Here is a 14341-nt window from a genome sequence, read left to right as displayed (position 1 = left end):
CTGCGCCACTGGCTGCCGGGGCTAGCGGGCCAGGTGCTCCTTGCAGTAGTCGGCGAACAACCGCGCCGGCTTGGTCAGTTGGCCACGTTTGAGCCAGGCGGCCACCAGGCCTGAACCTGTGACGTCCTCGACAATGTCGACACACACCACCGGCTTGCCATCGTAGGAAAAAGGCGAGTGGGGGCGGGTGACCAGGATCGAGAAACCGAAGCCCTGGCCGACCATCCCGCGCACCATCTCGATGGACGGTGAGCTGAAGGCAATCTGCGGCGTCAGCCCCAATTCTTCGAACAGGCTGACGAAATAGGTGCGGCTCGGTTGCACGTCCAGCAGGATCATCGGCTCCAGGCACAGGTCGCGCAGCGATACCAGGGGCTGCTTGGCATAGCGATGGCCGGCCGGCAGCAAGGCGTAAGGCCGTTGCGGCGGCATCAGTGGCTCGGTTTCGATGGTGCCGTCCAGGTCATGCTCATAGAGGATCGCCAGATCGAACGCGCCACCGGTCAGGCCCTGTACCAGTTCCTGCTGTTCGCCATCACGGATGCGGATTTCCACCCCGGGATAGAGCGCGCTGAAGCCGGCGATCAGTTGTGGCAGGTACAACGGTGCCACGGTTTCGAAGCAGCCGATGTCGATCTGTCCGGCGACCACGTCGTTGTCTGCCAGGGCGTTCTGCTCGAACTCCTTGGCCATGCGCAGCAGCTCCTGGGCCTTGCGGTAGAAACGTGCCCCGCTGGGGGTCAGGGAGACGCCGAGGGCATGGTGACGAATCAGCAATTGCACGCCGAAGCTGTCCTCCAGGCCCTTGATGGCGGTGGAGATCGACGGCTGGGCAATGTACAGCTTGCGTGATGCCTCGGCGACGCTGCCGCACTCGACGGTGGTGATGAAGTACTTCAGTTGACGCAGATTGTAGGCAGCCACAGCGAACCTCGTTCTTTGCCCGGGCACGGGGGAAGGGCGGCCGGGTCAGGGTGACCCGGGACTTGCATGCATCACCGCGCATGCAGTGCGCTTGATGCAAGCAAGTTACGCACCGGCAAGGCTCCCCCGGCGTGTTTTTTTGTCCCGCAACAATACTCACAAGTGCCGGGAGGGAGGGCATGACCAAGGCAGTTTTTTCATCGCTTGCGAGCACATTTTTCCTCGCTTGGCTTCAGGCACTCTCCTCGCCGGGGTCGGCGGGCGGGGCTTCCTCGGTCGGGGTGGCGTCGAAGTCCAGGGTGACGCTGAAGCGTTGCTCCTCCACCAGCACGTCGATGCGCCAGCCCAGGCGGGCACACAACTGGCGCATCAGTTCCAGGCCCAGGCCATAGCCGTAGTCGCTGGAAGGCTCGATCTGCTTGGCTTCGCGGATGCGGTTGAGAATGCGCAGGCGCGGGTAGTCGAAGTGGATCTCGATGGTGCCGTCATCGGCATATTGCAGGGCGTTGCGCAGGAAATTGCCGACCACGATTCGGCAGGCTGTCAGGGGCAGGCGGCAGGGCGTGGTGCTGATGTCCAGGGTCAGTTCGATATCCCGTGTACCGATCAGATAGCGCTGCTCCTGGATCAGCTCGTTGACCAGCCCGCTCATGTCGATGGGCTCCTCGGGCAGGGCTTCGGGCAGCTCGCGGCTCATCCACAGCAAGGTCTCGGCGATGCGCTGCATGTTCAGCACCGAGCGTTCGATACGTTGCAGGGGCGGCGGCAGGGCGCCGCCGGATTGCAGGGTCAGCAGCTCGATATTGGCCTTGAGCACTGCCAGTGGGGTACGCAGTTCATGGCTGGTGTAGCGTAGCAGCCGACCTTCACGCAGGCTGGCAGCCTGGACCTGTTGCATGCTCTGGGCCAGGGCGTCGGCCAGCATATTGAATTCCTTGAAGCTGAAATTGGGCCGTTCGCCGGCCACCGTGTCGGGGTCCTTGAGGGTACTGGACCACTGGGACAGGCGGCCCAGGGGCCGCACCAGCCACCAGACCAGCAGGGCAATGATGATCAGCGCCGGTATGAACACCGCCAGGCTGATGAAAATCACCCCGTGCAGTTCACGGTCCAGGTAGGCGTCGGACAGTGGCGTCTCGACTTCGCCGCCTTCTTCCTGGTCATGGTCGACGTCGTACATGTACAGGGTCTTGCCGTCCGCCAGGGGTTGGGCAAGGATCGCCCGGCCTTCATCGTCGTCATCGGAATCCAGATCGCCAAAGACCTGGACTGCACCGAAGGACAGGCTCGGGGGCGTGTCCAGCAATTGGCGGACCTTCTCGGGCAGCGCCTCCTTGCCGATGACGCTGGTATAGAAATAGTTGTGCGGCGGCGGGGTCGTGGGGTCCTTGTTGTAGTGCCTGGCGAAGTACTGGGCTTCTTCCTCCATCATCGCGCTGGCGGTGTAGAGCAGGCCGCGGACGCTGTATTCCGGCAGCAGCAGACTGTAGATCAGCAGTACCACGGCGATCAGCAGCAGGAAGCTGCCGCTGATCACCCATTTCAAACTCAGGCCGTTACGCATGTGACCTCAGCTGTATGCCAATACCGGGAAGGGTGTGGATCAGTGGCTGGTCGAAGGACTTGTCCACAGTCTTGCGCAGCCGGTGCATATGCACCTTGAGGGTGTTGCTGTCGGGCGGCTCGTCGCCCCAGATCGTCGCCTCCAGGCGTTCCCGGGTGACAGGCTCGGGGCTGGCGCGCATCAGGCATTCCAGCAGGGTCCAGCAGATGGGCGACAGGTGCAGTTCCTGGCCGGCGCGGCTGACCTTGCGGGTGGTCAGCTCCATTACCAGGTCGGCCACCTGCAGGCGGCTGGCCTGGCCGCTGCGGCGCAGGCTCAGGGCACGGATCCTGGCCACCAGCTCGGCCAGTTCGAAGGGCTTGACCAGATAATCGTCGGCACCGGCGGCAAAGCTGGCGAGCTTGTCCGACAGGGCATCCAGCGAGGTGAGCATGAGGATGGGGGTCTGGCTGCCGTTCTGGCGCAGTTGTTCGCACAGCTGCTGGCCGTCCAGCCGCGGAAGCATGATGTCCAGGAGGATCACGTCGTAATGCTGGCTCAGGGCCAGGTTAAGGCCGGTCTGGCCGTTGCTGGCGTGGTCGCAGACGATGCCGCCGATTTCCAGGTACTCGATGACGGTATTGGCCAGGTCGAGGTTGTCCTCGACCAGCAGCAGGTGAATATGCACGGAAACGTCCCCTTGGACCCTTGGCACTCGATGGGCCGAAGGATAGCGGAAGCCGAGGCTTTTCCATTGATGTTTACCCGCTGTTAACCCAGCGCTCTCTAAGCTCAGGCTCTTCTTAACTGCAGAGCGCGGCACAGCCATGAACCTGTCTTCAGTGCTCAAAGGCATCCTGCTGGTGTTGATTCTTCTCGGCCTGATGGCTTGCGTCCTGCCGTCCGGGGCACCCATGGTGCGCCTTGGGGACGGCGGCCCCTTGAGCTTGTTCCTGCTGGGGCATGACCTGCAACGGGCGGAGGCCGAGCATGTCGCGGGCATCGTCTGACGATAGCGGCGCCGGCTACACCGACCAGCTGGTGCTGTGTCTGATGCTGATCCTGTGTGTATCGATTTCTCTGGGTGCCTATATCGTGCGTTTCAACGCCCAGATCGACCGCCAGCGCGAGCTGTCGCCGGTGCACTTGCTGGAGTGTGGTCAGGGGCGGGGGGCCTTTATCGTCGACCCCCATGGCCGGCTTAGCAGCAGCGACAATTGCTACCTGGTGGACGAAGACGACTAGCCTCGCCGCCTGGCAGCGCCCAGAATGATCCGCCTTCGAGTTCCAGCGCAAGAAACGAGGTTCTTGCGCTGAAATCTCGTTCTACAGTGCAGGCGTACTGAGATGAAGGCGGCGAACCCCAGGGTTGCCGGCCTGATTTCCCTGGTGGATTGAAGGAGAGCTGCGATGTCCTGCGTATTCAAGAAAATGGCGTCCCCGGTTGGCCAACTGACCCTGGTCGCCCGGGGAGCGAAGCTGGCGGCGATTCTGTGGGAGCACGAGCGGCAGAACCGGGTGCGCCTGGGCCCACTGCAGGAAGCCGCGGAGCATCCGCTGTTGCTGGAGACCGAGCGCCAGTTGCGCGAATACTTTGCCGGTACCCGCGAGCGTTTCGAGCTTGAGCTGGACTTTGTCGGCACCGAGTTCCAGCGCCAGGTCTGGCAAGCCCTGCTGACCATTCCATTCGGCGAGACCCGCAGTTACAGCCAGATCGCCCGACAGATCGGCAATCCCACTGCAGTGCGTGCGGTAGGGGCGGCCAATGGGCGTAATCCGATCTCGATCGTCGCCCCCTGCCACCGGGTGATCGGCGCCTCGGGCAGCCTCACCGGTTTCGCCGGCGGTCTTGAGGCCAAGCAGTTCCTGTTGGCACTGGAAGGCGAGGAGACGTTGCAACTGGCGTTCTGAGTAAGCAGTGGCGGCGAGCTGTGACAGAATGGCCCATCGATTTTTCTGGAGCCTTCCCATGGACGCCGCCAAGCCCAGCCTCATCCGCGAAACCTTCCCCGTCGGCCCGCTGCAGTGCAACTGCACCATCATTGGCGACCCGCTGACCAAGAAAGCCATAGTCGTCGATCCGGGCGGCAACCCCGACCTGATCATGGCGCGCCTGGACGCACTGGGCCTGAAGGTGGTGAGCATCATCCATACCCATGCCCATCTGGATCACTTCCTGGCCTCCGGGCAGATGAAGGAAAAGACCGGCGCCACCCTGCACTTGCACAAGGACGACCAGTTTCTCTGGGACAACCTTGAGATGCAGTGCAGCATGTTCGGCGTGCCCTACACCCCTGTGCCGTCCCCGGATCGCTGGTTGGGTGATGACGAAGAGCTGGCCTGCGGTTGCGGTGTGGCCTTGCACACTCCAGGGCATACCCCAGGTTCCATGAGCTTTTGGTTTTCCGAGGCTAAGCTTCTGATTGCCGGCGACACGCTGTTCAAGCGCGGGGTCGGGCGCACGGATTTGTGGGGTGGCGACCAGGCCACGCTGGTGCGTTCGATCAAGCAGCGTCTCTATACCCTCGACGAAGACGCCACAGTGGTTGCCGGGCACGGCCCAGACACCCGGCTGGGAGATGAGATGCGTCAGAACCCGTTCGTGCGAGCCTGACTATTTGCCCGTTGGTTCACGGAATTTTTGCCGTTCTGCGTGTTCCAACGCCGGCAAAGGTCTATTGCCAACGTCCGCTGCACCACAGAATGCAAAATGTAGGAGCTTTCCATGTTCACCTCACGTCGTTTGATTGTTGTCGCTACTGCTGTGGCCTTGTTGTCCGGCTGCGCTTCGCCTAACCCCTATGACAACCAGGGGCAGGCCGACGGCGGCTCGTCTGGCATGAGTAAAACCGCCAAGTACGGTGGGCTGGGAGCCTTGGCCGGTGCGTTGGCTGGTGCTGCCATCGACCACAACAACCGCGGCAAGGGGGCCCTGATCGGTGCTGCAGTGGTCGGTGCTTCCGCGGCAGGTTATGGCTACTACGCTGACCAGCAGGAGAAAAAACTGCGCGCCAGCATGGCTAACACCGGGGTCGAAGTGCAGCGCCAGGGCGATCAGATCAAGCTGATCATGCCGGGCAATATCACCTTCGCCACTGACTCGGCGAATATCGCGCCCAGCTTCTACCAGCCCCTGAACAACCTGGCCAACTCCCTGCGTGAGTTCAACCAGAACCAGATCGAGATCGTCGGCTACACCGACAGCACCGGCAGCCGTCAGCACAACATGGATCTGTCCCAGCGTCGCGCCCAGAGCGTAGCGACCTACCTGACGTCCCAGGGGGTCAGCGGTTCCAACCTGTCCGCTCGTGGCGCCGGTCCGGACAACCCGATCGCCAGCAACGCCGATGTCAACGGCCGTGCGCAGAACCGTCGGGTCGAGGTCAACCTCAAGGCGATTCCGGGCCAGCAGTACCAGCAACCGAACCAGCAGTACCAGCAGCCCTATCAGCAGCAAGGTCAGCAATACCAGCAGTATCCCTGACCGGACTGGCTGAACCCCAGGCATAAAAAAGCCCGCCCGATACAGATCGGGCGGGCTTTTTTAATGGCTGAGGCGTATTACTTCTTCAGGCCATATTGTTCGTCGAGCATGCCTGGGGCATTCGGCGTCTTCGGCGCGTAGTCCCGTGGTGGTTCCTGGTCCCGTGGAGGGGTCAGGCGCTCACGTGGAGCCTGCACCGACTCCGAGTGCAAGGCGGCCAGCAGGCGCTGGCGGGTCAGTTCGTCCAAGGCCAGGCGATTGGCGCCCTCGGCGAGGTGATCCTGCACTTCCTGGTAACTCTGGGTCAGTTTCTTGACCAGGGTCGCGGTGCTGTTGAAGTGAGTGACCACTTCATTCTGATAATTGTCGAAACGTTCCTGAATATCATCCAACTGACGCTGCGTGCGGTTAGGCGCGGCATTGGGCAGCAGGCGAGCGACCAGGAATCCAATGGCGACACCCGCGACCAGGGCAAGAGTCGGCAACAACCAAACTAAGAGCGAGTGTTCCACGAGTCCTTCCTCTATAAACGGCTTTGCTTTACGTTAACGGCTCGAACCTGCGCTGTATACCGCGATTCACTCGCAATAGATTGGCACAGACCATTTGCTAGACGAGTCGACCCCCTTCGAGGTCACGGAGTTCCTTCCTTGCTTATGCGTGAAACCCCTGTAGTGATTGCCGGCCCGGTGGGCCAACTGGAAGCCCTGTATCTGCAGGTGCCCGATGCACGTGGGATGGCGCTGATCTGCCACCCCAATCCGGTGCAGGGCGGCACCATGCTCAATAAGGTGGTATCCACCCTGCAGCGCACTGCGCGGGATGCCGGCCTGAGCACTCTGCGCTTCAACTACCGTGGCGTGGGCGCCAGTGAAGGCAGCCACGACATGGGCAGCGGTGAAGTCGACGATGCCCAGGCGGCAGCCCAGTGGTTGCAGGCCCAGCATCCGCAACTGCCCTTGACCCTGTTCGGGTTCTCCTTTGGCGGTTTTGTCGCGGCCAGCCTTGGCGGGCGTCTGGAAGGCCAGGGCACGCAGCTCAAGCACTTGTTCATGGTGGCGCCGGCAGTCACCCGCCTGCGTGATAGCGACCTGCTGCCGCAGAACTGCCCGTTGACCCTGATCCAGCCGGAAACCGATGAGGTCATCGACCCTCAGGCGGTCTACGACTGGTCCGACGCGCTTGTTCGCCCCCATGAGCTGCTGAAAGTGGCAGAATGCGGGCACTTTTTTCATGGCAAGCTCACCGATCTGAAAGATCTGGTGCTGCCGCGACTTTCGAATTGATAGCAGTCTGATAAGCGATTACCCATGACTACTCGTACGCGTATCCTCACCGGCATCACCACCACCGGCACTCCGCACCTGGGCAACTATGCCGGTGCGATCCGCCCGGCGATCGTCGCCAGCCGCGACAGCAATGCCGATTCCTTCTACTTTCTGGCCGACTACCACGCACTGATCAAGTGCGATGACCCGCTGCGTATCCAGCGTTCGCGCCAGGAAATCGCCGCCACCTGGTTGGCCGGTGGCCTGGATGTGGAACGCGTGACTTTCTATCGCCAGTCGGACATCCCTGAGATCCCCGAGCTGACCTGGCTGTTGACCTGCGTGGCGGCCAAGGGGCTGCTCAACCGTGCCCATGCCTATAAGGCTTCGGTGGACAAGAATGTCGAGGCCGGTGAAGACCCGGACGCCGGCATCACCATGGGCTTGTACAGCTACCCGGTACTGATGGCGGCGGACATCCTGATGTTCAACGCGCACAAGGTGCCGGTGGGCCGCGACCAGATCCAGCACGTGGAAATGGCCCGGGACATTGGCCAGCGTTTCAACCACCTGTTCGGCCAGGGCAAGGAGTTCTTCACCATGCCCGAGGCGCTGATCGAGGAAAGCGTTGCCACCTTGCCAGGCCTCGATGGCCGCAAGATGTCCAAGAGTTACGACAACACCATCCCGCTGTTCACCAGCGCCAAGGACATGAAGGACGCGATCTCGCGGATCGTCACCGACTCCAAGGCGCCAGGCGAGGCCAAGGATCCGGACAACTCTCATTTGTTCACCCTGTACCAGGCGTTCTCCACCCCTGCGCAAGCCGCCGAGTTCCGCAGCGAGCTGCTTCACGGCCTGGGTTGGGGCGAAGCCAAGAACCGCCTGTTCCAATTGCTGGATGCCGAACTGGGCGAAGCCCGCGAGCGTTATCACCAACTGATCGCACGCCCTTCGGACCTGGAAGACATCTTGCGTGCCGGCGCCGTCAAGGCCCGTGCCGTGGCCACGCCGTTCCTCAACGAACTGCGCGAAGCCGTGGGCCTGCGCTCTTTCGCCGCCCAGGTACAGGTGGCAGCCACCACCAAGAAAAAAGCCGCCAAGGCCGCGCGTTTCATCAGCTTTCGAGAGGATGACGGCAGCTTCCGTTTCCGTTTGCTGTCGGCCGATGGCGAGCAACTGCTGCTGTCGCGCAATTTCGCTGATGGCAAGGCTGCAGGTGCTGTCACCAAGCAACTGCAATCGGGCCAGGAGCTGGATCTGCGGACCGAGGGCAATGCATTCGGTATCTGGCTGGACGGCGCCTGTGTGGCGGATAGCCCGGACTTTGCCGATGCCAGCGCCCGTGACGCGGCTGTAGATGCACTGCGCATCGCTCTGACCCCGGCGCAGGACTAATCGGCATCTTCCCGACCAAGGGCTGATTGCCATTCCCCAGGGCCGTCGCTAAAGTGACGGCCCGTTTTTGTTGCCTTGCTAACGAATTATGACGCCCCTAGAACGATACCAAGCAGATCTGAAACGCCCGGATTTCTTTCATGATGCGGCACAGGAAACGGCTGTGCGTCATCTGCAGCGCCTGTATGACGATCTGATCGCGGCCGAGCAAAACAAGCCGGGCCTGCTCGGCAAGCTTTTTGGCAAGAAGGACCAGACGCCGGTCAAGGGTCTGTATTTCTGGGGCGGAGTGGGGCGCGGTAAGACCTATCTGGTGGACACCTTCTTCGAAGCCTTGCCGTTCAAGGAGAAGGTACGCACGCACTTTCACCGTTTCATGAAGCGCGTACACGAAGAAATGAAGACCCTGGGCGGTGAGAAGAACCCGTTGACCATCATCGCCAAGCGTTTCTCGCAAGAGGCGCGGGTGATCTGCTTCGACGAATTCTTCGTGTCTGACATTACTGACGCGATGATTCTTGGCACCCTCATGGAGGAGCTGTTCAAGAATGGCGTGACCCTGGTCGCCACTTCGAACATCGTCCCCGACGGCTTGTACAAGGATGGCTTGCAGCGCGCGCGCTTCCTGCCGGCGATTGCCCTGATCAAGCAGAACACCGAGATCGTCAACGTCGACAGCGGTGTCGACTACCGCCTGCGTCACCTGGAGCAGGCGGAGCTGTTCCACTATCCATTGAACGAAGAAGCACAGGAAAGCTTGCGCAAGAGCTTCCGGGCGTTGACGCCGGAGTGCACCCAGGCGGTGGAAAACGATGTGTTGATCATCGAGAACCGCGAGATCCGCGCATTGCGTACCTGCGATGATGTGGCCTGGTTCGACTTCCGGGAACTGTGCGACGGCCCGCGCAGCCAGAACGACTACATCGAGCTGGGCAAGATCTTCCATGCCGTGTTGCTCAGTGGCGTGGAGCAGATGAGCGTCACCACCGACGACATCGCCCGGCGCTTTATCAACATGGTCGACGAGTTCTACGACCGCAACGTCAAGCTGATCATTTCCGCCGAGGTCGAACTCAAGGACCTCTACACCGGTGGCCGCCTGACGTTCGAGTTCCAGCGCACCCTTAGCCGTCTGCTGGAGATGCAGTCCCACGAGTTCCTGTCGCGGGCGCACAAGCCATAAGCGTTGCCAGATGAAAAAGGGCCTGCATTGCAGGCCCTTTTTTTATGCCGCCTGTTGCTGGAACTGTTGGCGGTACTGGTTGGGTGAAAGTTCGGTGTGCTGGCGGAACAGTCGGGCGAAGAAACTGGCGTCGTCGTAGCCGACTTCGTAGCTGATGGTCTTGATGCTCTTGCGCGTTCCCGAGAGCAGGCCCTTGGCGGTTTCGATGCGCAGGCGCTGCAGGTAATGCAGGGGCTTGTCGCCGGTGGCGGTCTGGAAGCGGCGCATGAAGTTGCGAATGCTCATGCCGTGCTCGCGGGCCACGTCCTCGAAGCGGAACTTGTCGGCGAAGTGCTCTTCGAGCCAGTGCTGGATCTGCAGGATGATCACGTCCTGATGCAGCTTCTGGCCGCCGAAGCCGATGCGCCCTGGGGCGTAGCTGCGCTGTACTTCATAGAGAATGTCCCGGGCCACGGCCTGGGCCACGTTGGCACCGCAGAAGCGTTCGATCAGGTAGATGTACAGGTCGCAGGCCGAGGTGGTACCGCCCGCGCAGTAGAGGTTGTCGGCGTCGGTCAGGTGCTTGTCCTGATTGAGCTGGACCTTGGGGAAGCGCTCATTGAAGGCGCTGAAGAAGCGCCAGTAGGTAGTGGCTTCCTTGCCATCGAGCAAGCCGGCTTCCGCCAGCCAGAACACCCCGGTGGCTTCGCCGCAGAGCACCGCGCCGCGAGCGTGCTGGGCGCGCAGCCAGGGCAAGATCTGCGGGTAACGCTGGCACAGGGTGTCGAAGTCGTCCCAGAACGCCGGGAGGATGATGATATCGGTGTCTTCCAGCGGGCCGTCCACCGGCATGATCACGTCGCTGAAACTGCATACGGGTTGACCGTCGGGGCTGACCAGGCGGGTTTCGAACGCCGGGGTCAGGCCTTGGCCCAGTTGTTTGCCGTAGCGCAGGCTGGCCAGATGGAAGAAATCCTTGGCTTGCATGAGGGTGGAAGCGAAAACCCGGTCGATAGCCAGGATGCTGACGCGCCGCAAGGGCGTGGAGGTTTGGTTAGACATAATTCAATTGTTCTTATAGGGGAAAGTGGTCACCAGACGGCTGGATCGTCTTATTTTTTGTCGGATGTGTCCAGTGTCCCGTGCAGGTGGCTAGCCTTAGGCTCTGGCAGCCAACCCATGATCAATAACCATCACAGGTGCCTGCATGATCCCTAGAACCTTGTTCAGCTCCGAGCACGAACTCTTCCGTGACAGCGTGCGTACATTCCTTGAGAAAGAGGCAGTGCCCTTCCATGGAGAATGGGAAAAACAGGGCTATATCGACCGTCAGTTGTGGAGCAAGGCGGGGGAGGCCGGAATGCTGTGTTCGCACATTCCCGAGGAGTACGGCGGCCTGGGGGCGGACTTTCTCTACAGCGCGGTGGTGATCGAGGAGATTGGCCGGCTGGGGCTGACGGGCATTGGTTTTTCCCTGCATTCGGACATTGTCGCGCCCTACATCCTGCATTACGGCAGTGAATCGCTGAAGCACAAGTACCTGCCCCGGCTGGTCTCGGGGGAAATGGTCACGGCCATTGCCATGACCGAGCCGGGGGCGGGCTCCGACCTGCAAGGGGTGAAGACCACGGCAGTGCTCGACGGCGACGAATACGTGATCAATGGTTCCAAGACCTTTATTACCAACGGCTACCTGGCGGACCTGGTGATAGTCGTGGCCAAGACCGATCCCAAGGCCGGAGCCAAGGGCACCAGCCTGTTTCTGGTTGAGGCCGATACTCCCGGGTTCTCCAAGGGCAAGCGCCTGGAGAAAGTGGGAATGAAGGCTCAGGACACCTCCGAGCTGTTCTTCCAGGATGTGCGAGTACCCAAGGAGAATCTGCTGGGGCAGGCTGGGGCAGGTTTTGCCTATTTGATGCAGGAGTTGCCCCAGGAGCGCCTGACCGTGGCCATTGGTGGCCTGGCCAGTGCCGAGGCGGCGTTGCAGTGGACCCTGGAATACACCCGCGAACGCAAAGCCTTTGGCAAGGCAATTGCCGATTTCCAGAACAGCCGTTTCAAGCTGGCGGAAATGGCCACGGAAATTCAGATCGGCCGGGTATTTGTCGATCGCTGCCTGGAGCTGCACTTGCAGGGCAAGCTCGATGTGCCGACGGCGGCCATGGCCAAGTACTGGGGGACTGACCTGCAGTGCAAGGTGCTTGATGAATGCGTGCAGTTGCACGGCGGCTACGGCTTCATGTGGGAGTACCCGGTGGCCCGGGCCTGGGCCGATGCCCGGGTGCAGCGCATTTATGCCGGGACCAACGAGATCATGAAGGAGATCATTGCCCGCTCACTATAGGGAGCGGGCCGCCGGCGAAGGGTGCGAAGCGGGTTATGCGACGTATCCATTCGCTGGCAAGCCAGCAACTGTGGGCCTATTAAGGCGCGGGGTTGGGGTGATCCTTGTGGATTGCCTCGATCCCGGCGAGGACCTCCTCCGACAACTTCAAGGCGGCGCTGGCGATGTTGCTGTCCAGCTGTTCCAGAGTGGTGGCGCCGATGATGTTGCTGGTCACGAACGGCTGTTGAGTGACGAAGGCCAGGGCCATTTGTGCCGGATCCAGGCCGTGCTCGCGGGCCAGCGCCACGTAGCGGCTGCAGGCTGCTTCCGACTGAGGGTTGAAGTAGCGGCTGAAGCGGCTGTAGAGGCTCAGCCGTGCCTTGGCTGGCCGCGCGCCGCCTTCGTACTTGCCGGACAGGTAGCCAAAGGCCAGGGGAGAGTAGGCCAGCAGGCCGCATTGTTCACGAATGGCAATTTCCGCCAGGCCTACTTCGAAGCTGCGGTTGAGCAGGTTGTAGGGGTTCTGGATCGAAACCGCCCGCGGCCAGCCACGGCTCTCGGCCAGGGCAAGGAACTTCATGGTGCCCCATGGCGTTTCGTTGGACAGGCCGATATGGCGGATCTTGCCGGCCTTGACCTGCTCGTCCAGGGCTTCGAGGGTTTCTTCCAGCGGAGTGAAGTCTTCATCGGCCTGGTGCTTGTAGCCCAGTTGGCCGAAGAAGTTGGTGCTGCGCTCGGGCCAGTGCAGTTGGTACAGGTCGATCCAGTCGGTCTGCAGGCGCTTGAGGCTGGCATCCACGGCTTCGACAATATGCTTGCGGTTGTGCTTGAGCTGTTTGTCGCGAATGTAGTCGATGGTGTTGCCCGGACCTGCGATCTTGCTGGCCAGGACCCAGTCGGCGCGGTCGCCACGCTGCTTGAACCAGTTGCCGATATAGCGCTCGGTGGTGGCGTAGGTTTCGGCCTTTGGCGGCACCGGGTACATCTCGGCAGTGTCGATGAAGTTGATTCCGGCGTTCTTGGCCCGCTCGATCTGAGCGAAGGCTTCAGCCTCGGTGTTCTGCTCGCCCCAGGTCATGGTGCCCAGGCAAATTGCACTCACATTCAGATCGGTTCGGCCCAGCTGGCGGTAGTCCATCGGGTGCTCCCTTGGCAAAACAATCATAAAAGCAGGTTGAAATTTTTTTCGCAATCTGCATAATTCGGCAGCTCTTTCTGCAGTGGAAGTGATGCGCCGCCTGCCGAAGAATCTTGCCGTATATCAGACGCGCTGACCCGAGCCCCCGATAGCGTCTGTGTCCGGCTGCCTTTGACCTTGTCAAAGTAAGCACTATTCAGTAAGATCCGCCGTCTATTTTGCTGGGCGGCCCCTGAGGCTATAAAGAATGAAAACTTTTACTGCTAAACCGGAAACAGTAAAGCGCGACTGGTTCGTCGTCGACGCTGCTGGTCAGACCCTGGGTCGTCTGGCCACCGAAATCGCGAGCCGTCTGCGTGGCAAGCACAAGCCTGAGTACACTCCTCACGTTGACACCGGCGACTACATCGTCGTGATCAATGCCGAGCAGGTACGTGTTACTGGCGCTAAAACCACTGACAAAATGTACTACTCCCACTCCGGTTTCCCGGGCGGCATCAAGTCGATCAACTTCGAAAAGCTGATCGCCAAAGCCCCTGAGCGCGTGATCGAGACCGCGGTAAAAGGCATGCTGCCTAAGAACCCGCTGGGTCGCGACATGTACCGTAAGCTGAAAGTCTATGCGGGCGCTGCACACCCTCATACTGCTCAGCAGCCCCAAGAACTGAAGATTTAACGGAATAGTTCATTATGTCGGCGACTCAAAATTACGGCACTGGCCGTCGCAAGACTGCAACCGCACGCGTTTTCCTGCGTCCGGGCACTGGCAACATCTCGATCAACAACCGCTCCCTGGATAACTTCTTCGGTCGCGAAACTGCCCGCATGGTAGTTCGTCAACCGCTGGAGCTGACCGAGACCGTTGAGAAGTTCGATATCTACGTCACCGTTATCGGCGGCGGTGTAAGTGGTCAAGCTGGCGCAATCCGCCACGGTATCACTCGCGCTCTGATGGATTACGACGAAACTCTGCGCAGCGCGCTGCGTAAAGCTGGTTTCGTAACCCGTGACGCACGTGAAGTTGAACGTAAGAAAGTGGGTCTGCGTAAAGCGCGTAAGCGTCCGCAATACTCCAAGCGTTAATTCGCAACTGCGTTC

General features: G+C 60.9%; 17 protein-coding genes. 11 read left to right on the top strand and 6 right to left on the bottom strand.

Annotation, left to right across the window (positions count from 1 at the left end; translation table 11 throughout):
* Positions 1–21 precede the first annotated feature (21 nt).
* From AC1RMG_RS16820 to AC1RMG_RS16810, 3 genes are all read right to left on the bottom strand, one after another.
* Positions 22–924, bottom strand: a complete 903-nt coding sequence (locus AC1RMG_RS16820) for a LysR substrate-binding domain-containing protein (protein ID WP_493169651.1) — start codon at positions 922–924, stop codon at positions 22–24.
* 232 nt (positions 925–1156) lie between these two features.
* Entirely contained in the window at positions 1157–2488 is a 1332-nt protein-coding gene (locus AC1RMG_RS16815) for a sensor histidine kinase (RefSeq protein ID WP_053160007.1), read from the bottom strand.
* The gene (locus AC1RMG_RS16810; RefSeq protein ID WP_011063358.1) at positions 2481–3155 is read right to left on the bottom strand and encodes a response regulator transcription factor; all 675 of its coding nucleotides are present in this window, start codon (positions 3153–3155) and stop codon (positions 2481–2483) included. Before AC1RMG_RS16810 ends, AC1RMG_RS16815 begins: the two co-directional genes overlap by 8 nt.
* A gap of 139 nt (positions 3156–3294) precedes the next feature.
* On the opposite strand from AC1RMG_RS16810, the gene AC1RMG_RS16805 reads away from it, so the two are divergent.
* From AC1RMG_RS16805 to AC1RMG_RS16785, 5 genes are all read left to right on the top strand, one after another.
* Positions 3295–3477 (top strand): hypothetical protein, encoded by a 183-nt coding sequence (locus AC1RMG_RS16805; RefSeq protein WP_011063357.1) that lies wholly within the window; start codon positions 3295–3297, stop codon positions 3475–3477.
* On the top strand, positions 3458–3712 hold the full coding sequence (locus AC1RMG_RS16800) for a hypothetical protein (protein ID WP_072450928.1): 255 nt from the start codon (positions 3458–3460) through the stop codon (positions 3710–3712). The genes AC1RMG_RS16805 and AC1RMG_RS16800 overlap by 20 nt, the downstream gene beginning before the upstream one ends.
* A gap of 165 nt (positions 3713–3877) precedes the next feature.
* On the top strand, positions 3878–4378 hold the full coding sequence (locus AC1RMG_RS16795; protein WP_011063355.1) for a methylated-DNA--[protein]-cysteine S-methyltransferase: 501 nt from the start codon (positions 3878–3880) through the stop codon (positions 4376–4378).
* 58 nt (positions 4379–4436) lie between these two features.
* Entirely contained in the window at positions 4437–5081 is a 645-nt protein-coding gene (locus AC1RMG_RS16790) for an MBL fold metallo-hydrolase (RefSeq protein WP_015636939.1), read from the top strand.
* A gap of 111 nt (positions 5082–5192) precedes the next feature.
* Positions 5193–5951, top strand: coding sequence for a YiaD family glycine zipper/OmpA-like lipoprotein (locus AC1RMG_RS16785; protein ID WP_011063337.1), 759 nt, complete (start codon positions 5193–5195; stop codon positions 5949–5951).
* A 77-nt stretch (positions 5952–6028) separates the two neighbouring features.
* Here the strand turns inward: AC1RMG_RS16785 and AC1RMG_RS16780 are convergent, their stop codons facing one another.
* The gene (locus AC1RMG_RS16780; protein ID WP_011063336.1) at positions 6029–6463 is read right to left on the bottom strand and encodes a Z-ring associated ZapG family protein; all 435 of its coding nucleotides are present in this window, start codon (positions 6461–6463) and stop codon (positions 6029–6031) included.
* A 144-nt stretch (positions 6464–6607) separates the two neighbouring features.
* Between AC1RMG_RS16780 and AC1RMG_RS16775 the strand changes: the two genes are divergently transcribed.
* From AC1RMG_RS16775 to zapE, 3 genes are all read left to right on the top strand, one after another.
* Positions 6608–7237 carry an alpha/beta hydrolase gene (locus AC1RMG_RS16775; protein WP_011063335.1) on the top strand — a complete coding sequence of 210 codons (630 nt, stop codon included), beginning with the start codon at positions 6608–6610 and terminating at the stop codon, positions 7235–7237.
* 24 nt (positions 7238–7261) lie between these two features.
* Positions 7262–8617, top strand: coding sequence for a tryptophan--tRNA ligase (locus AC1RMG_RS16770; RefSeq protein ID WP_011063334.1), 1356 nt, complete (start codon positions 7262–7264; stop codon positions 8615–8617).
* An 88-nt stretch (positions 8618–8705) separates the two neighbouring features.
* Positions 8706–9800 carry a cell division protein ZapE gene (gene zapE / locus AC1RMG_RS16765; protein ID WP_019093692.1) on the top strand — a complete coding sequence of 365 codons (1095 nt, stop codon included), beginning with the start codon at positions 8706–8708 and terminating at the stop codon, positions 9798–9800.
* A 42-nt stretch (positions 9801–9842) separates the two neighbouring features.
* On the opposite strand, the gene AC1RMG_RS16760 is transcribed toward zapE, so the two are convergent.
* Complete coding sequence (locus tag AC1RMG_RS16760) at positions 9843–10742, bottom strand: GlxA family transcriptional regulator (RefSeq protein WP_169892244.1); 900 nt, start codon at positions 10740–10742, stop codon at positions 9843–9845.
* 244 nt (positions 10743–10986) lie between these two features.
* Here AC1RMG_RS16760 and AC1RMG_RS16755 point away from each other — a divergent pair, with 244 nt between their 5' ends.
* Entirely contained in the window at positions 10987–12123 is a 1137-nt protein-coding gene (locus AC1RMG_RS16755; protein ID WP_011063331.1) for an acyl-CoA dehydrogenase family protein, read from the top strand.
* A gap of 79 nt (positions 12124–12202) precedes the next feature.
* Here AC1RMG_RS16755 and AC1RMG_RS16750 read toward each other — a convergent pair whose 3' ends face one another.
* Positions 12203–13243, bottom strand: a complete 1041-nt coding sequence (locus AC1RMG_RS16750) for an NADP(H)-dependent aldo-keto reductase (RefSeq protein ID WP_053153710.1) — start codon at positions 13241–13243, stop codon at positions 12203–12205.
* Positions 13244–13490: 247 nt separating this feature from the next.
* Here AC1RMG_RS16750 and rplM point away from each other — a divergent pair, with 247 nt between their 5' ends.
* Both rplM and rpsI read left to right on the top strand, forming a co-directional pair.
* Entirely contained in the window at positions 13491–13919 is a 429-nt protein-coding gene (rplM, locus tag AC1RMG_RS16745; protein ID WP_007928449.1) for a 50S ribosomal protein L13, read from the top strand.
* Positions 13920–13933: 14 nt separating this feature from the next.
* Complete coding sequence (gene rpsI, locus AC1RMG_RS16740; RefSeq protein WP_003228056.1) at positions 13934–14326, top strand: 30S ribosomal protein S9; 393 nt, start codon at positions 13934–13936, stop codon at positions 14324–14326.
* Positions 14327–14341 lie beyond the last annotated feature (15 nt).

This window comes from Pseudomonas sp. GW822-FHT04H02, from assembly GCF_058800645.1.
The sequence above is the reverse complement of the archived record's forward strand: the minus strand, read 5'-3'. Positions and strand labels throughout refer to the sequence as shown.